The 18,453-nt window shown below is 68.5% G+C and carries 14 protein-coding genes; 8 read left to right on the forward strand and 6 right to left on the reverse strand.

Annotated features, from left to right (window positions below; genetic code table 11):
* Positions 1–114: 114 nt before the first annotated feature.
* Positions 115–990, reverse strand: coding sequence for an AraC family transcriptional regulator (locus AB0M67_RS36575; RefSeq protein WP_365751930.1), 876 nt, complete (start codon positions 988–990; stop codon positions 115–117).
* Positions 991–1,057: 67 nt separating this feature from the next.
* Between AB0M67_RS36575 and AB0M67_RS36580 the strand changes: the two genes are divergently transcribed.
* On the forward strand, positions 1,058–1,348 hold the full coding sequence (locus tag AB0M67_RS36580) for an antibiotic biosynthesis monooxygenase (protein ID WP_365751931.1): 291 nt from the start codon (positions 1,058–1,060) through the stop codon (positions 1,346–1,348).
* Between the two features lie 443 nt (positions 1,349–1,791).
* Positions 1,792–2,577 (forward strand): AraC family transcriptional regulator, encoded by a 786-nt coding sequence (locus AB0M67_RS36585; protein ID WP_365751932.1) that lies wholly within the window; start codon positions 1,792–1,794, stop codon positions 2,575–2,577.
* Positions 2,578–2,622: 45 nt separating this feature from the next.
* On the opposite strand, the gene AB0M67_RS36590 is transcribed toward AB0M67_RS36585, so the two are convergent.
* The 3 genes from AB0M67_RS36590 to AB0M67_RS36600 form a co-directional block, all read right to left on the reverse strand.
* Positions 2,623–2,997 carry a DoxX family protein gene (locus AB0M67_RS36590; protein ID WP_365751933.1) on the reverse strand — a complete coding sequence of 125 codons (375 nt, stop codon included), beginning with the start codon at positions 2,995–2,997 and terminating at the stop codon, positions 2,623–2,625.
* A 198-nt stretch (positions 2,998–3,195) separates the two neighbouring features.
* Entirely contained in the window at positions 3,196–4,710 is a 1,515-nt protein-coding gene (locus AB0M67_RS36595; protein WP_365751934.1) for a vanadium-dependent haloperoxidase, read from the reverse strand.
* 541 nt (positions 4,711–5,251) lie between these two features.
* Positions 5,252–6,949, reverse strand: a complete 1,698-nt coding sequence (locus AB0M67_RS36600) for a SagB family peptide dehydrogenase (protein WP_365751935.1) — start codon at positions 6,947–6,949, stop codon at positions 5,252–5,254.
* Between the two features lie 387 nt (positions 6,950–7,336).
* On the opposite strand from AB0M67_RS36600, the gene AB0M67_RS36605 reads away from it, so the two are divergent.
* From AB0M67_RS36605 to AB0M67_RS36615, 3 genes are all read left to right on the forward strand, one after another.
* On the forward strand, positions 7,337–8,515 hold the full coding sequence (locus AB0M67_RS36605; RefSeq protein ID WP_365751936.1) for an NAD(P)/FAD-dependent oxidoreductase: 1,179 nt from the start codon (positions 7,337–7,339) through the stop codon (positions 8,513–8,515).
* Positions 8,516–8,576: 61 nt separating this feature from the next.
* Positions 8,577–9,362 (forward strand): methyltransferase domain-containing protein, encoded by a 786-nt coding sequence (locus tag AB0M67_RS36610; protein ID WP_365751937.1) that lies wholly within the window; start codon positions 8,577–8,579, stop codon positions 9,360–9,362.
* A gap of 13 nt (positions 9,363–9,375) precedes the next feature.
* On the forward strand, positions 9,376–10,572 hold the full coding sequence (locus AB0M67_RS36615; protein WP_365751938.1) for a macrolide family glycosyltransferase: 1,197 nt from the start codon (positions 9,376–9,378) through the stop codon (positions 10,570–10,572).
* A gap of 97 nt (positions 10,573–10,669) precedes the next feature.
* Here the strand turns inward: AB0M67_RS36615 and AB0M67_RS36620 are convergent, their stop codons facing one another.
* Entirely contained in the window at positions 10,670–11,380 is a 711-nt protein-coding gene (locus AB0M67_RS36620; protein WP_365751939.1) for a TetR/AcrR family transcriptional regulator, read from the reverse strand.
* A 133-nt stretch (positions 11,381–11,513) separates the two neighbouring features.
* On the opposite strand from AB0M67_RS36620, the gene AB0M67_RS36625 reads away from it, so the two are divergent.
* The 3 genes from AB0M67_RS36625 to AB0M67_RS36635 are packed head-to-tail and all read left to right on the forward strand — an operon-like array spanning position 11,514 to position 14,238.
* The gene (locus AB0M67_RS36625; RefSeq protein WP_365751940.1) at positions 11,514–12,506 is read left to right on the forward strand and encodes an ABC transporter ATP-binding protein; all 993 of its coding nucleotides are present in this window, start codon (positions 11,514–11,516) and stop codon (positions 12,504–12,506) included.
* Positions 12,499–13,356 (forward strand): ABC transporter permease, encoded by an 858-nt coding sequence (locus AB0M67_RS36630; protein WP_365751941.1) that lies wholly within the window; start codon positions 12,499–12,501, stop codon positions 13,354–13,356. Before AB0M67_RS36625 ends, AB0M67_RS36630 begins: the two co-directional genes overlap by 8 nt.
* An 18-nt stretch (positions 13,357–13,374) precedes the next feature.
* A complete protein-coding gene (locus AB0M67_RS36635; protein ID WP_365751942.1) occupies positions 13,375–14,238 on the forward strand; it encodes an ABC transporter permease in 864 nt (287 codons plus the stop codon).
* A gap of 55 nt (positions 14,239–14,293) precedes the next feature.
* Here AB0M67_RS36635 and AB0M67_RS36640 read toward each other — a convergent pair whose 3' ends face one another.
* Positions 14,294–18,295, reverse strand: coding sequence for an amino acid adenylation domain-containing protein (locus tag AB0M67_RS36640; RefSeq protein ID WP_365751943.1), 4,002 nt, complete (start codon positions 18,293–18,295; stop codon positions 14,294–14,296).
* Positions 18,296–18,453: the final 158 nt, after the last annotated feature.

The raw sequence follows: 18,453 nt of genomic DNA on the forward strand, positions 1-18,453 counted from the left end.
GTGCCCTCCTCAAAAGACAGCAACTGCGGTGCGGACCGCACCGTTGTGCCATTGTTGAGGCGGCAGGTCAAATATGTCTTCTCCAGGATTGCTCAACCCGGCGCAATACTTCCTTCAGGACGCGAAGAGCTCCGGAAGCGCGGCGCCGATAGTGGCCCGCTCGGCATCGAAGACACGCGTTTGCGACGGGCATTTCAGAACGAGATCCACTGTGATCACAGAGCCCGGCGCGATATAAAAGGGGCCGACGCTCTCGACGACGATGGGGCGCTTTCCGCCGCCGCTCCGACGCGATACGGCCTGAAGGTACCAGGTCCCCTCGGGAACGTACTCAATGTTCCAGTCCCCACTGCCGTGCTCGGTGCGACAACAGCGCGAAGGACGTTCATAACGCGCCAGCGGGGGAATCGCCGCCACAAAGACGGGCTCATCGTCCAACCCGTCGCTTCTGTAGACCCTCCCCCGGAACGACCCGTAGGCGAAGGGCGCGTCATCCGTCTTCCCCGCGGTGAAATCAATGGCGGTCTGCCCCAGCTGCGCAAGCCGGCGGAACCGGCCGGGCGGGACACCGACACTCCTGGTGAAGCGCGTCGTGAAACTCCCCAGGCTGGAGTACCCCACCTGCACCGAGATATCGGCCACCCGGTCCGAGGTGTAGAGGAGCTTTCGCTTCGCGACCTCCTGCCTCACCGCGGAGAGGAAGCGCGTCGGCGGAAGCCCGGTCTCCTGCCGGAAGATGCGCGACATATGGAACGAACTCAATCGCGCCATGTCCGCGAGGACGCAGAGGGAAAGATCCTCGTCGTACCGATCGCGTATGGCTTCGACAACACCCTCGATCTCAGGCCGCATCAGGACTCCCCCGTGAGTTGAACGGCGCGCCACGCGTCCGCCCCCGCCCACCTCGAAGCCGAAGCGGACTGAGGGAAACAGATGGCCGGGCGACTGCCAAGCGGCCTCCTGCCCGCCGGAATTGAGCAACCAGGACACTTGACTCTTCAACGTAGTGTACATCTAGAGTACCACATGAGATAGGCACTCTAGAGAGGGACTTGGCATGACGGTTGTCCGGATCACGCGCTTCAAGACCGACCCCGCCAACGACCAGGCGATGATCGACAAGCGGGCGACGCTGATCGCCGCCGTCCGGGAGTCCTTCCCCGGGCTCACCGAGGCGCGTCTCGGTCGGCTTGAGGACGGATCATGGGTGGATCACTGGTACTGGGAGTCCGCCGCGGCCATGCAGAAGGCCCTCGCCGCCGCGCCGACGATCCCGGAGGCCGGCCCCGCGTTCGCGCTCACGACCGACTCCACCGCGGAGACGGCCGAGATAGTGGCCGTGGTGTAGCGGCAAAGACGCATTCCGCGCTTCAGGGCCTCTGCCCGTGTCGCGGCGATTCGGATCCGGGTCGCCGCAACGCGGGCGGAGGCCCTTTTCTGCTCTACGCGGGGAAAGGCCACCCACTCACCCGCCCCATTCTCGGAAGCGATCATTCCGATCGGAGGGCCGCCCTCCAAACAAACGGAGGAAAATCATCCAATTCAATTGATGCGACCTTTACCGTAACCGCAAAAACGAAGAAGACAGAGGCTTGTTCTGTCTGCAACCCTCTGCTGAAGACATCCGCCACCATTGAGAACGGGCCACACCGCAACAACGGACACCGAGCCCTCGCCACGACACAACCCCTGAAACACCTGCGATTCACCACACATCGAATCGCACATTCAACGCGCAACACATCGCGTTACACGGATTTTCCGCAGGCGAAGTATTCACGGGGGAGCACAATGGAACACGCAATTCAGTGTGCAGTGCAAACGATACGCGAAAGGTATTCAGAACCGCTCACACTCGACGACTTAGCCCATACCGCGATGGTGAGCAAGTTTCATTTTCTGCGAACGTTCCGGCGCATCACAGGTGTCACGCCGGGCCGATTCCTGAGCGCCGTGAGGCTGCATGAGGCAAAGATACTGCTGGTCTCGACCTCACTGAACGTGAGTGACATAGGTGCGCAGGTCGGCTACAGCAGCACGGGCAGCTTCACGCGCCGTTTCAGCGAATCCGTGGGATTCTCGCCGACGCAGTACCGGCACAATGCCCTGGGGAACACGCAACCGTCACCGCGCCGGATCTCACTCGCGCCGAACGAGACACGGCCGGACGAAACACGGCCGGACGAAACACGGCCGGACGAGACACGGCCGGACAGTGGCGGATCGATCTCGGGTGTCGTGAGAAGCCCGTACAGAACCGACTCCGGCATTTACCTCGGAGTGTTCGAGAGCCCCATCCTGGAGCGGTCTCCGGCCGCGCGGGCGACGATCGCCCACTCGGGCCAGTTCCGTATCAAGGGCGTGCCGCGGGGAAGCTGGTATGTGCACGCGGCGGCGCAGGGGCCGCTGCCGGGCAACGCGTCGACGGCACATCCCCTGCTCGTCGGTACGGCGGGCCCGGTCACCATCGGTCCGGAGACCGATGCGGCGGTCCAGATGACGCTGCGCCCGCTCGGCTGGGCGAACCCGCCGATTCTTCTGGCGCTGCCGGTCGAGTGGTCGGTGCACGCGTCCTGATGACAGGGGACTGGCGAGCGGGCTCGCCAGTCCCCCGCCCTGTTGTCAGAAGCTGTGGGATCCGAAGCGGCCCCAGACGACGAAGACGGCCAGGGCAAGCAGGACAACGTTGACGACGATGGCCGAGCTCTCCTTGCGCCTGGCGTGGACGACAGCGGCGCCGACCATGGTGACGGCCAGCCCCGTCGCGGCGAGCGGGACGAGAACCACGGCGATGTCGAGTACCGCGGGCAGCACGAGCCCGATCGCGGCGAGCACTTCCACCGCCCCGATCGTCTTCACCGCGCCGGACGAGAAGTCCTCGGCCCATGTCATGTTGCCGGCCGCCAGTTCGGACTTGGGCTTGGAGATCTTCATCAGGCCGACAGCGGCGAACAAGAAGGCCAGAACTCCCGCGACGATCCACAGGGCAACATTCATGACAGTGGCTTCCTCAGCTTTCCATGTCTTGATCACGGGTTACGAGTCCCGGCGTCGACAACGCGTGGGGGGACAAGGAGGGTTGATCGGCAGCCTATCGGCGACGGGGGCCGGCGGTCGCGTGTTTCTCTTGATTCACTTGCTGTGTACGGGAGTTGGTGTGGATTCTGGCGCGACCGGCCGACCGCTCATCGGCTGTCACACCCTCCCGTCGATGTGAGCGCGGACGAACTCGTGGGCGCGGTCGCCGATCCTGCGCCCCATGTCCCAGGACGCCTCGATCGCCGGCATGAAGTGGACACCGCCCCAGAACCTGCTGAGTCCGCAGTCGCGCGTCCAGTCGGTCCAGGAGTCCCAACTCAGCACCATCTCCTCGTGCGGTGTGACACCTGGTTCCACCAGGGACGAGCCCTTGGGGCGCGGAATACGGATGCTGACCTCGTCGGTGCCGAGGAAGCGCCGTACCGCCTGCGCCTCAGCCGCGCACAGGGCGGTCGAGCCGGAAGGGTACTCGGGGTGGTCCGGGACGTTCAGATAGCTCCGCCACTGGTCGGCCGGGATCCTGACGGTCCCCCTGCCCGGCCCGCCCCACGCCGTCACCGGCCGGTCTCCGTACACATGGCGGATCGCGGTGGCCGGGCGGACCGCGTCGTAGACGTTCTTGTTGTACCAGGCCGCGATGCTGGCGTCGAAGGTCGCGGTGTCGGCGACCGCGTGGAGATGGACCCATCCGTCCAGGTCGAGTCCGGCGTTCTCGGACGCGGAGCCGACGGCGGCGCCGAGGCTCGTGAACTTGTCGTCGAACATCTCGCACTTCATCTTCTGCTCGTCGGTCAGGCTCGCCGACATGGCGAGCATGTCGTCGGCCTGACGCGTGTACGCCCTTCGGTTGTGGTGGTCACTCGCCGTGGGCTTCGCGACGCGGAACTCACTGGGATCGGCATACGAGTAGGGACGGACCAGCCGCAGTTGGGGCGTCACGAACTGCTGGACGTGGAAGATGCCACCGCCCTTGGTCACAACGGCCGGTTGCCAGCGCGAGGGATCACGGAGTACGTAGGCGGTGTTCACCGGCCGGTATCCGGTGTAGTCCGCGAACGGCTGCCGGTTGTACTCCCGCCCACCGTGGTCGCCCAGCTGATTCATACCGTCGTGCGCCCGGCTCGCGATCACGCCCCGTGCCGCGAGATTCCCGATCCCCACGGGTGTCTCGGTGTTCTCCTGGGCGTCGTCGGGGTCCAGTCCGACCGATGTCATGGCATCGCGCCAGATGGTCGAGTACTTCGGCAGCAGCGCCTCGTACATGCCGTAGGTGGCGTACATGAGAGCGACGTTCCTGAACTTGTTGGTCGCCCTCTCGCTCGCCGGACGGCGGCCGAGGTCCGAGTGGATACCGATCGCGCTCGGATGGTACGGGGCGATGGCGTCGAACCAGGCGTGCGCCACGAGATTCGAGAAGCGGATGATGAGCGAGGCATCGTTCGGCTCGATCGCCGCCCGCACCGGCCCTCCGGAGACGGGGCCGAAGACCTCCAGGGGGGCGTTGCCCCTGTCGAAGTCGAAGTGGTGGCGGACCTCTCCGTGCGCGGCGGCGGCCGGCGAGGCCGCGAGACCCAGGCCGTCGGTCGCGAGGATCCCCGCGCCTCCGGCAATTCCGAGCAGCACCGAACGCCTCGGTGCGCCCTGTCTGAGTGAATCTCCGCGGTGATTCATGTCAACTCCCCCTGGGTTATGCGATGACAGCCATCGCATCGGCACGATGACTCTCACAGACCGGCCTCGTACCGTCGCCTCCTGAATTGCTCGACAAGGGTTCGCGCGCATGATTTCCGAGGTTCTCAGGGGGCGTTCCGCTTCCGTTTTCCGCGGGCGCGGGATACCTGCCCACATGATCGGACGCCATTGCTCGGAACAATTCTTGAAGAGCGCCTCATAATCGCGTCACCCCCTGGTTGTGGCATGGCCGGAGATACCCCGGGAACCGGTCCGTGCGGCACAGAGGATCACCGCCGGAGTCCGGTTCCTCCGCCAGGTCTGCCCCTCTCTCCGGTGACGCCCGCCCACCCGCGCCGGGTGGGCGGGCGCCCGACGACTTGTTGAGAAGAGGGAGACACTAGAGCTCTCATATAGTAATCTCTGCGTCCATCGGGGGGAAACCCGTGCCCACCGCGGAACGCCGCGGCTCGAAGGGGACGGACGGCTCCCGGCCGGCCAGTCCGCGTGTCACACCCCGCCTCGCACCGCTCCCGCACGGTCAGGCATCAGGAATCGCTCCGTCAGTGCGGGACGGCGGCCGAACCACGCCGACGAGATGGACGTAGACCACTGACGAGTTGACCCCGTCCAGCGCCAGTGCCTCGTTCGCGGTGTCGTCGTAGAACCCGCCGAGCCCCACCGAGGACTTGCCCAGCCACGTCGCGACGAGCGCGAGATTCTGCGCGAGGTGGCCGCTCTCCTGCAGGACGAGACGATAGGAGCGCAGGCCGTAGTGAAGTCGCTGGAAGGTCAGGTCGGCCACGGTGAAGACCCACAGCGGGCAGTCGTCGACACGCAGCTTCCCGCCCGCCTTGGGCGGGAAGACCACGCGCGGATCGGTGGCGGGCGCCATCCTCATCAGATCGGCGCGGATGTCCCTGTCACCCAGCTGTTCGAGCGCGTGCCCCTCCGGGTCGTAGAGATAGGTGCCCCGGGCGAGTCCGTCGACGGCGTGGCAGTACAGCAGGACGCGCAGCGGGTAGCGAGTGCCGCCGCTCGGGTACGGCCTGACCGGGTAGGAGCTGTCCGCCCCTGGCATGGTCTTCCGCGCCGTGACACCCGCCGAGAAGTAGAGCAGCGCGCCGAGTTGGCCAAGGGTGACGGGGCCTCCGTACGAGCCGTACGCGCTGCGGCGGGCGAGAAGGACCTCCTCGAACCTCGGGGCGTCCGGACCAGGCGCCCGGGGTCGTCCGAGTTCGACGCGCGCCAGCACGGGCGGGAGCTCCTGGCGCCCCTCGGCCGTCGCGCCGGCCATATCGGGGCGCTGGTCCATGAGACGGGCGTCGAAGTACTTGCTGTGCTCGTGCATGAGGCGGTCGACGGACGCCTGGGAGTCGGCGAAGAAGGGCTCGCGCGGTCCCGGCGAGACGAGGTCCATGGACACCAGCCAGGCCACGTACGCCTCGTCATGCGCGCCGAGGCCCAACTGACCGAAGAGCAGCCGTACGAACGCGCGGAGAACGTCCCCCGGGGTCCCGTCGAGCCGCCCGGCCTCCCGCAGCCGTGTCAGCGACGTCCACACGGCGCACTGCTGCCGGTACCAGGCCCCGGTCGTGGTCGTGGGCAGAGCGGTCTCCGCGCGGGTGACGGCGTGCCGGGACCGCCACTCGGCCTCGTTGCGGAAGTGGTCCTCCTCGGCACGGGTTCGCGCGTCGGCGACGTCCGCCGTGCCGGCGAGCGAGGACGCCTGTCCGCGCAGCCACTGAACGGCCTCGCGCGGATCGGGCCCGATGGCCAGAGCCGAGGCCAGCAGCAGAGCGGCGGCCGCGCGCAGACGCTTCTCACGCGACGGCGTCGCCCTGATCGTCTCGACGGCGGTACGCGCGGCCTCCCCGAAGTGCTCCGCGCACACCGCGATCCCCTCGGCGCCGCCGAACAGGGCCGCGTCGGGCACATAGGGAAGCTCGGCCGTCTCCGGGGCCGAGCCGGACGCGTTCGGTCCTGCGGACCGGATCGCCTCGATGAGCCCGGCCGTGATCCGTTCGTCCGCGCTCAGGACGTGCACGCGCAACTCTTCCCCGTGCCCGCCCGCGCGCTCGGGGAACCAGCTCGCCACGGCGCGGTCGGCCAGCTGCCCGGCCGCCCATGGCGCGACCACGGTGAGCAGCAGCCGCTCCGCGTATGTCTCGTCGTCGAGGGATATGCGCAGGGAACGCCAGGAGAGCGGCGTACCGCCCGCTCCGTCAATGCCTGCCATTGTCGTCATTCCGTCATCCGTCCTCGGTCCGCAGATTTGTGCAGAATTAATCGGCCGCGCGCAGGAATTGGTGACGATAGCCGCGCCGATGTCTCGACCACAAGCCCTCCGGATCACCGGAAAGAATAGCAATTTGGGATATTCTCGCGAGAGTTCCGTCATGCGAAACTGCTCGTCAAATCACCTGGGGACGGCCTTTCTCCGAGAAAGACGAAGACCGCGGCAGCACGCGAACGCCGAGAAAATCGGCGAACGCCCTGGACCGGTATCCGTGCCCCATTGGCCGCTCTTACGCGCTCTCGTGCCCGGTGGCGACGACCGTGGCAGAAAACAGCCCTCCCGGCTCTCCATGAGAGCCGGGGACAACAGCTCGGGAGGGACTCGGACATGAAGTCGATCAAGGTACTCATCGCCGGCGGGGGGATCGGCGGACTCGCGCTCGCTGTCGCCCTGCGCGAACGCGGAATCTCCGCGGAGGTGTTCGAGCGCGCGAAGGGGTTCGGCAACACGGGATCGGGGATCGAGTTGACGCCCAACGGGGTCAAGTCGGTGGACCGCATCAGCCCCCGGCTCGGCGAGGCCGTGCGGAGCGCGGGATGGTCAAGCGATCGGCATGCCTCCGACATGCCGATCATGTCCTGGGACGGCAAGCTCCTGAAGAGCCGTGAGGTGGGCAACTTCCCGGCGAAATGGGGAGCCCCGATGATCGGCATCCTCCGGGCGGATCTGCACCGGATCCTGGCCGAGGCGGTGCACCGGCCGGGGTCGGCGCCGGTGACGGTCCATCACCAGGCCACCGTGGTGGCGGCGTCCAGCGCCGGTGACACCGCCACGGTGCGGCTGACCGACGGCCGCACCGTCACCGGCGATCTGGTCGTCGGGGCCGACGGGGTGCGCTCCACTCTGCGGTCGCTGGTCGCCGGTGAGGTGCCGCCGCGCTATCTCGGGTTCACCTCCGTCCGCGGCATCTCCAAGAGACCGGCCCAGCACGGTGACGGCTTCGTGTTCGTCGGCCCCGGCGGCCACTTCTTCGCCGAGGCGTTCGACGACACACGCCTCTTCTGGACGGCCACCGTCAATGCCCCCGAGCACAGCTGGCCGGCCAAGCCCGCCGAGCGGGCCAAGGCCGATCTGCTGGAGCTGTGGGGCGAGTGGTCCGCTCCCTTGCCGGAGACGGTCGCCTCCTGCGCGCTGGAGGACATGGTCGTCACCGATGTCCATGACTGCCCGCCCCTGAAGCGCTGGCACACCGGCAGGGTCACACTGCTCGGCGACGCCGCGCACCCGATCGGACCTGTCCTGGGCCAGGGCGCCAACATGGCGCTGGAGGATGTCGCCAGCCTGGCCTGCCTCCTGTCCGAGCATGATGTGCCCGCCGCCCTGCGCCACTACGGGCGCGTCCGCTCGCGGCGCGCCAACAAGATCGTCCAGCACTCGCGGCTGATCGCGCGACTGGGGCACACCACCAACCCCCTCGTGGGCCGGCTCCGCGACGCGCTGATCAAGTCCATGAAGCGTCGCGAGGAGACCTACCGGGACAAGGAACTGTTCAGCTACAGCCCCTGACCGTCCCCGACGACCGCAGCGTTCCATCCCACCGCCGGCTCCACCACCACAGAGGAAGACGATGACCAACCTCGCCGACTACGTATTCCACAACGTCCCCGCCCAGTTGAGCCCGCTTGAGGAGTTCCTCGACCCCTTCACCCGCGCGGAGCTCGGCGAGATAGCGCCGGGCGCGGGCGGCCACTACCTCGATCTCGGCGCCGGTGGCGGATCGGTGACGAGGATGCTGTCCGAGCTGGCCGGTGAGACCGGTCGGGTCGAGGCCATCGACCAGGACACCCATATGGTCCCCCAGGGGCCGAACATCGGGATCCACACCCAGGACCTGAGCAGCGGTGAACCGCTCGCGGCCAAGGGCCCGTTCGACCTCATCCACGGCAGACTGCTGACCCACCACCTGGAGAACCGGGTGGAGTTCGTACACCGTCTGGCCGGCTCGCTGAAGCCGGGCGGCTGGCTGCTGCTGGGCGAGTTCGTCCGCTCGACCCCACGGGTGGTGTCCGCACCGAGCGAGGAGCACGCCGCGGTCTTCAGGCGGGTCCTGGACGGACTGTACGACGTGATGACGGCTCGTCACACGCATGGCGGCTGGGGCCACGAGGTCCACCGGACCATGCTCGACGCCGGTCTCTCCTCCGTGCGCACCCGCTGGCACTTCGAGAGCTGGACGGGTGGCGACTACGGCTGCCGGCTGTACGAGAACAACGTCAGCCAGAAGCGCGACGCCATGATCGAGGCCGGCTTCGACGCCGCCGACATCGACCTCTTCCTGACGGACCTGATGCACAACAGGGCGATGGTCGTACGGAGCCACGAGTTCGTCTCCATCCGTGGCCGGCGGGTCTGAGGGAGGTCCTGTCATGGGCAGCAGCAGCCGGCACATCGCCTTCTTCAACGTCCCCGCGCCCGGGCATCTCGCGCCCACTCTCGCGGTCGTCGAGGAGCTGGTACGCCGAGGACACCGGGTGAGCTATCCGGCCACCGCGGCGTTCGCGAAGGAGGTCGCGTCCACCGGCGCGACCGTCATCCCGTACGAGTCCACCATCGACGTGCAGCGGGACTTTCCGCCGGGTACGGAGAACTGGCTGGCCAAAGTCCTGCTGAGCGGGGTGCGCGAGGGCATCGCCACCACATCGCTGTTCGACGCCCACTTCGCGGACGACCGCCCGGACGCCGTCGTCTACGACGGCTATGTGCGGTGGATCGGCGAGCTGCTCGGGGAGAAGTGGGGTGTCCCGGCGGTGCGGCTCTTCCCGGTGGGGTGTGTCAGTCAGCACGTCACACCGGCCGCCATCGGCGACGCCGCCTACGCCGAACTCCGCGGCGAGATGCGGCGGTACGCGGAGCTGAACGGCGTCGACCCGGAAGTGGCCTTCCATCAGCTGACGGGCGACCCCGAGGCGCTGAAGATCGTCTTCTATCCGAGCAGGTTCGGCTATATCGACGCCGAGACCGACGACAAGTTCGTCTTCGTCGGACCGTGTCTGCGCGCGGCGGACCCGGAGGGGACCTGGCGGCCTCCCGCGAGCGGGAAACCGGTCGCTCTGGTCTCGCTCGGCACCAGCTTCAACCAGCAGCCCGAGCTGTTCCGGATGTGCGTCGAGGCCTTCGAGGGGCTGTCGTGGCACGTGGTGATCGCGGTGGGTCCTGGAGTCGACCCGGCCGACATCGGGCCGCTGCCGGCCGATGTCGAGACACACACCTGGGTGCCGTTCGGGTCCGTGCTGGAGCACGCCCGGCTCACCGTCTGCTCCGGCGGAACGGGGACGGTGATGCACGCGCTGCACGCGGGCACCCCGCTGGTCGTGATGCCGCAACTGGCCGCGGCGGACGGGCTGGCACGCCAGCTCGCGGATTTCGGTGTCGCACGCGTGATCGGCCGGGACGAGACGTCCGCGAGCGCGATTCGCGCCGCTGTCCTGGACATCGAGGCCGACGACACCGTACGGGCCGCGACGCGGGACCTGCGGGACCACATCCGTGAGTCCGGCGGGGCGGTGCGCGCGGCGGACGAGATCCTGGCCCATGTCGGCCGCGGGACCGCGGTTCGTTCCTAGACGAGTAGGTCCAGTTCGGTCCGGGCATATCCGGTCCGGCCGTGCGCGGTCCCGGCCGTGCGCGGGACGAGGTCTCCTGAAGTCGGCGGAACCGGCTTCAGGAGCTCTCGTACGCGGTGCCCGACAGCTGCTGCGCGAAGTTGATCAGCTCGGTCTCGAAGAGAGCGCCGCTGTCGGTCACCGCCCAGGCCATATGCCCGAAGATCTCCATCGCGATGATGCCGTAGAGCCTGGCCCAGACCGCGAGGAAGGCGAAGATCACCGGGAGGCCGAGCCCTTCCTGGCCATCGAGATAGTCCCGCAATCCCGGTGCGAGCCGGCCCTCGATGAGCTCGACCGACGGGACCCGCAGGGCGCCGCGCCGGTCCAGCTCCGCGATCTCACCGAGGAAGGTGACGCCCACACACGCGGGCGCGTAATCCGGTTCGTCCGGGTCCTGACCGCCCTCGCCGCCCGACGGAGGCGGGCCGAGCATGAGACCGAACTCCGCGCGGTGTTCGAGCCCCCAGGCGCGGAACGCGCGCGCCATCGCCATCAGCCGCAGCAGCGGATCGTCGCCGGCCACGGCGTCACGCGCCTTCGTGGTCGCCTCGCCCAGCTCCTCGAAGAGATCGCTGCGCATACCCGCCAGCAGCGCGTCCAGGCTCGGGAAGTAGCGATAGAGCGCCGAGGGCGTCATCCCCATCTCGCGGGAGATGGCGCGCAGGGACACGGCCGTCACCCCTCCCTTGACCAGGAGTTGTCGGGCCACTTCCTTGATCTCCGCCACGGCGGACGCCCGCCGTTTCTCACGCCAGTTCGATGACATCCGCCTGCCCGCTTCTTCGTGTCCGACCTGCACCCAGCATTCCACGAGAACACCCTTGACTTTAGAGTACAGCACATGCAAAGTAAACGATGTTCACGTTTCGGTGCGCTGTTTACCCCATGAAGGTGCGAATGTGAGTACGCAAACCCAGGCACCCGCCGGCTCCGGCCGGCCAGGAGCAGTCACGGCCACGCCCGCGATCGAGATCAGCGGGCTCACCAAGACCTACGGTTCGTCGGACACACCGTCCGTCGACAACATCTCCCTGTCGGTCCCGGCCGGCACGGTCTTCGGCTTCCTGGGCCCGAACGGCGCCGGGAAGACGACCACAATCAAGATCCTGTCCGGGCTGCTGGCCCCCACATCGGGCAAGACCCTGCTGAACGGATTCGACGTCACCCGCCGGCGGTCCGCCGCGATGCAGCAGTTCGGCGCGGTCCTGGAGGGCTCGCGCAACGTCTACTGGACGCTCTCCGCCTGGCAGAACCTGCTCTACTTCGGGCGGCTGAAGGGCATGCGCGGCGCCGACGCGCGCGTCCGCGCCGAGGAACTCCTGACGGGTCTCGACCTCTGGGAGCGCCGTGACGAGAAGGTCGGCGGCTACTCGCGCGGCATGCAGCAGAAGGTCGCCGTGGCCGCGGCCCTGATCGCCGACCCGCCCATCGTGCTGCTGGACGAGCCCACGATCGGACTCGATGTCGAGGCGACCCGCACGGTCATGGAGTGGATCCGCACCATGTCGCGGGAGCGCGGCAAGACGGTTCTCCTCACCACCCACCAGATGAACGTGGTCGAGGAGTTGTGCGACCGGGTGGCCGTGATCCGGAAGGGCCAGGTCGTCGCCGACCTGCCGACCGAGCAGTTGCTCTCGCAATTCCGTGAGCGGGACAAGTACGAGGTGCGCGTCGAGGGGGAGTTGCCGGAGCTCTCACTCCCGTCCGGCTTCACCGCCCGCAGCGTCGAGGGCACGACGATCATCTCGGGGCGCGTGAGCGACCCGCAGCAGGTCTACACGCTCGTCGACCGGTTACGCGACCAGCAGGCCGTGGTGCAGTCGCTGTCCCAGGTGCAGCCGGACCTGGAGGACGTCTTCATGGGTCTCATCAAGGCGCCCGCCCATGACTAGCGTCGCGCCCGCCGCCACCGAACGGCCGGTCCCGCCGGCCCGTACCGACTGGAAGCTGACCCCGAGCACCGGTCTGAGCGTGCTGCGTGCCGAGGTCCGCAAGGGACTGCTGTCACAGCTGGCCCACCCCGTGGGACACATCATCATGCTGGTCATCAGCACGGTGCTGTATCTCGGCATGCAATACGTGATGGGGCAGGGCACGCTCCGCAGGGAGCTGATCCCGGAAACACTCGTCGCCATCAGCGGCTACTGGTTCCTGCACTACGGCAGCCTGGTCATGGTGGCCGACCTCGTCGAGGAGAAGCGGGGCGGCACCTACTCCCAGAGCCATATGTCGCCCGCGCCTCCGTGGGTCTTCATGCTGGGCCGGCTTGTCACCGCGTCCACGCTGGGGCTCATGGTGGCCCTGGTCGCCACGCTGGTGCCGATGTTCGTGACCGGGGTGACGATTCCGCTGAAGGCCGCCGCGCTGGTGCCCTACGCCCTGGTCATCGTCAACGTCCTGGCGTTCACCTTCGTACTCGCGGCCATCGCCGTCAGCTCCCCCATGGTCGGCGCCCTGCACTCGCTGTTCACCTCACTGGTCATCCTGCTGAACGGCTCGATGATGCCGCTCGGTCTGTACCCGGACTGGCTGGCGGTGGTGGCGCGGTTCCTGCCGACCACCCTGGGGGTCGAGGCGACCACGAAGGTGCTCTTCGACGGGAAGTCGCTCGGGGACATCTGGTCCGACGGGACGCTGCCCTGGCTGCTCGCCTACACCTTCGCGCTCGTCCTCTTCGGAGGATGGCTCTTCTCCCGAAACCACCGCAGAGCCGTGCGCGACGGCCGGCTCGGCCAGTACTGAAATGAGCGGGGACCGACCATGACGACGCTCACTCCCACAGCCGGCCGCACCGCTCCGGCGAACACCGCGGACCGCCCAGGCGCCGCCACCTACCTCAACGCCTTCAGCAACGAAGTGCGGAAGGGCCTGCTGAACCTGGCGGCGGGGTGGCGCGAGGTCCTGGTGCAGATGATCACCTTCCCTGTCTTCTTCCTGCTGCTCGTCCTGTTCATGGGGCGCGGGCAGCTGCGGGACGAACTGCTCCTGCCGGGCCTGCTCGGCATGGTCTCGCTCGTCTTCATCCACGAGCAGGTGAACCGGGCCTTCTGGAGCTATCTCGGAGACATGCAGTCGGGCGTGCTGGAACAGACGTACCTCACGCCGCTGCCCTCGTGGACACTCATTCTCGGCCGCCAGGTGGCCGCCGTCGTCTCGGCTCTGCCGAGCGCCCTGTCCGTCCTCCTGGTGGGAGTGATCACCATCGAGGCGAGGGGCGGGGACACGCCCTTCGACGTGCAGATCCTGGTGCCGGCCACGTCCATCGTCCTGGGCACCTGCGGACTCGCGCTGATCCTGTGCGGGCTGACGCTGGTGTACAAGCGCATCGAGATCATCACGCAGTTCTCGATGGCCGTGTGGTTCATCGCGGGCGGCACGTTCGTCCCGCTGGACAACATGCCGGACGTGACCGCCTTCCTCAGCCGGCTCCTCGTACCGATCGCGCCGGGCATCGAGGCCATCCGCGACATCCTCGTGGGCGGCCACGCCCTGACCGGTCTGGTGACCGGCTGGGGCCTGTGGTGGGTGATCCTTCAGCCGCTCGTACTCATCGCGATCGGCGTCCTCCTCTTCGGCCGTCTGGAGAATGTCGCCAGGCGCCGGGGAACCCTGGGCCGGTACTGACACCAGAGCCCTCCGGGCCGTCAGCGACACGGCATACGTTCATCCGGCTGCACGCTTAATCCCCCGTAGCGGCAAGCCAACGGACGAGCCGTTCGCTGATGGCCCGGAGTCCACCGGCCGACACGATCGAGTAGTGATCCCCCTCCAGGAACTCGACCTCGATCCGCGGGCACACCGCCCGCCAGTCGGCGCCCGGCCCCCGGAGGTCTCCCCGCCTCGTCCGCGCGACGAAGAGCAGAGCGGATACCTCCTCACAGAAGCCGGGACGATAGGCGCCCAGCAGCTTGAGGTGATGGGCGTGCGCGCCCGACAGCCGCTCGAATCCCGCGAGATCGATCTCCGAGGGGAGGAGTCCGTGCTCGACCGCAGCCGCCCTGGCGGCCCGCGCGACCTCCTCTTCGCCGGCCTCGTCCACCGCGGTCACGAGCCCGGCCGGCGGACGCCCGCCGGCCAGATCGCCCAGGAACTCCAGATAGCCCTCGGCCCGCGTCCTCGGCGTCCGGCCCTCGGCGACCAGGCTGTCGATCATGAAGACCCGGCACTCGTGGCCCTCGGCGATCAGCTGCCTGCCGACTTCGTAGGCCAGCACACCACCCATCGACCAGCCGCCGAGCAGGAACGGGCCCTCGGGCACCAGATCCAGCAGTTCCTCGCGATACGCCGATGCCATCGTCGTCAGGTCAGGTGCGCCCGACGCCTCGGCGCCGTCGACGAGCATGCGGCTCTGGAAGGCGTGTACGGGACCCGGCCAGACACGGGCCAGTTCGAGATAGCTGGTGACCGAGCCGCCCACCGGGTGGAAGAGGATCAGCCCGGGTCCTGTGCCGCTCTCCTCGCCGTCGGACAGCCTGACCGCGCACGCCGCCGGGCGGGCACCGGCCAGGACGGCCGTCGCGAAGGCCCGCAACGTCGGTGTTTCGAAGATCTGGCCGAACTGAACCTCCGCGCCGAGCTCCGAACGCGCCCGGTTGATGAGCCGCAGCGCGAGGAGCGAGTTGCCGCCCATCGCGAAGAAGTCGCTGTCAGGACCGACCGATTCGACTCCCAGCAGTTGCTCCCACAGCTCGCCCAGCCGACGCGTCACCTTGTCGTCCGCGGCGCCGACGTCCGTACCACCGGCGGCCGTTGCGGACGGTGCGGCCGGCACGGCCCGCACCTGGTCCAGGTCGACCTTGCCATTGGGGGTCAACGGCAGCCGCTCCACGACCCGGTACTCCCCCGGGATCATGTAGGACGGCAGCCGCTCCCTCAGATGCCGGGAGATCTCCTCGGCGCCGACGGCGAAGCCCTCGTCCGGGACCACCAGGCACACCAGCCGGGGTCGGCCGTCCGGCGACGCGACCGTGGACACGACGCATTCGGCCACCGCCGGATGGCCGCGCACCGCGCTCTCCACCTCGCCGGGCTCCACCCGGAAACCCTGAAGCTGGACCTGCCGGTCCTCACGGCCGAGGAACTCGATGGTGCCGTCGGGCCAGTAACGCCCCAGATCGCCCGTCCAGTACAGGCGTTCACCGGTACGCGGGTGCCGGACGAACCGCTCGGCGGTGCGCTCCAGATCCTTCGCGTACCCCTGGGCGACACCGACGCCGCCGATATAGATCCTGCCGGTGGCCCAGGGCGGTCTGACCTCCATGGCGTGGTCGAGTACCCGCATGGTCTGCCCGCTGAGCGGAGTCCCGTACGGAATGCTCCGCCAGGCGGGGTCGACACGGCCGATCTCGAAGCAGTTCGACCAGATGGACGCCTCGGTGGCGCCGCCGAGCCCCAGCACCCGGACATCGCTCCACAGGGACCGCATCCGGTCCGGGAGCCAGACGGGTATCCAGTCGCCGCTCAGCAGGAACGCCCGCAGCGGCGGCAGATCCGGCCCCGGCCGGTGGGCGAGGACCTCGACGAGCATCTCGGCGAGCGCCGGGACGGAGTTCCACACGGTGGCGCCGTGCGCGAGCGAGGTCTCGGCCCATCCCTCGGGATCGGGGTGGTCGGTCGCCGCGGGAAGCACGAGTGCGGCGCCGGCCGCCAGGGTGCCGAAGATGTCCCAGACCGAGAGATCGAAGCTGAGCGAGGAGATGCCGAACACCCGGTCGTCCGGGCCGAGCCGCAGCCGCCGGTTGATGTCGGCGATCGTGTTCAGGGCCGCTCCGTGGCCGATCATGACGCCCTTGGGGGCACCGGTCGAGCCCGAGGTGTGAATGATGTAGGCCAGTTCACCGGAGTCGCTCACCGGTGCATCCAGCACCTGGTCCGTCGGATCCGCCAGGTCGACGCGGAGCGTGGGAAGCGCTCCTTGACGGAGGGGTTCGGGCAGGCGGCGGGACTGGCACAGCGCGGTGCGTGCGGATGTCGCGTCGAGCAGACGCCCGATACGGTCGGCGGGCAGGGTCACCGATACGGGGCAGTAGGCGGCGCCGGCCCTCAGTACACCGAGTACGGCCGCGACCTGTTCCCAGCCCTTGTCCATCACGACGGGCACCACATCACCACGGCCGACCCCGTGGTCGCGCAGCCATACGGCGACGGACCGCGAGCCCGCTTCCAGCTCCCCGTACGTCACCGTGCGGTGCGCCGTCAGAATCGCCGGCCGGTCCGGCTCCGCCGCCGCCCGCTGAAGGAAGCCGTCCTCCAGCCGGCCCGTCGGCGGCGCCTCGGCCGTCGTGTTCAGCCGCTCGACGAGATCCCGGTGGGCCCCCGCCGGGAGAGCGGGCCGGGCCTCGGCGCCGTCCGGCGCGGCGAGCGACTCCAGCATGCTCCGGTAGGCGTCGAACATCGCGTCGGGGAGGCCCTCGGGGAAGGCTTCGCCGACGATGTCCCACACGCACTCGACACCTCCCCCGGGGGCGTCCTTGACCTGCTGGTCGATCAGCACCTGGGGAGTGCGCAGGGCGGAGGTCACCGTCCGGCACACCCCCCTCCCGGTGGCGGGCCGCTCCCCCGGACCCAGCATGCTGTTGAAGACATAGGGCAGCGCCGCGCGCGAGGTCCAGCCACGGCGGGCGGCGAGCTCACGGGTCACCCGGATCGCGCTGACGTCGGAGTGCTCCATGTCCTTCCAGAGCCTGCGCTGGAGGCGCCCCGCCCGTACGAAGAAGTCCTCGTCCTCCCGGAGGTCGACCTCCAGGGGCAGGGTGGCGCTGAACTGGCCGACGACGCCTGCGGCTTCGGGATGCCGGACCACCCAGTTCTGGTGCAGGACGTTGAGACAGAAGTTCGGATCGGCCGCCCAGGCCCCCAGCACCTCCGCGTACACGTGCAGCAGTCCGGTCGTCGGCAGCACACGGTGCGCGCGCATGGTGGTACGGAACCGCTGCCACTGCTCACGGCTCAGCACGAAGGAACGCCGGGTCAGGCGGGCGGACTCGATACCGGCCGCCGGCCGGGCGAGCGGCAGCCGGGGGGCGTCGGGCAGCGAGTCGAGCCGCGCCTCCCAGTACCGCCACTGTGCCTGGTGGGCGTCCGATTCCGAGTCCGCGGCGCGGGCCAGCACACACGCGCGGAAGGTGCCGGTCAGGGGCGGCAGTTCGGTGGCCGGATCGCGGTAGAGCCGCCACCACTCCTCCTGGAGCCTGCGGGTGCTCGTCGAGTCGAGGAGCAGCAGGCTCATGGCGAAGTGCAGCCGGGTACGGTGTGGCCGTAAACGGTGGGCGACGATCTCGAACAGCGGCCAGCCGGTGGGCGCCGGACCCTCGTCCCGCATCCGCTCCCTGGTCCGGTGGATCTCCGCCTCCTGCTCGTGCGCCGGCAGACCCGTCAGGTCGATCGCGCGCAGCGGGAACGGTGTGACCTCGGCGGCGCCGAGTACCCGCTGACCGCCCTCCTCGGTCATGACGGTCCGCAGATGTTCGTGACGGGAGATCAGGAGATCGACGGCCCGTCCCGCCGCCTCGGGATCGAAGTCCACGATGTCGATCTCGGTGTAGAGATTCGGCCGGAATCCGCCGAGCTCCATCAGCGGGCTCGACCCGACCAGGTACGCCGCCTGGAGATCGGTCAGCGGGAACTCGGCTCCCGGGGGCGCGGACACACCGCGGTTCGGGGAAAGGTCGTGTGCGGTCACTGTTGCCTCCCGGTGAGTGCGGCGCCCAGCGTCGACAGTTCGGCGGTCAGCGCCACCAGGACCTGTTCATGGGCTTCCTCGTGACGGTGGAAAGCGCTTCGAAGGGTTCGTCGGGACGACGGTACGGCGCCTCCCCGAACCGGTTCTCGCGCCCGGGC

Origin of the sequence: Streptomyces sp. NPDC051662, assembly GCF_040681655.1 — a bacterium.
Lineage (GTDB): Bacteria > Actinomycetota > Actinomycetes > Streptomycetales > Streptomycetaceae > Streptomyces.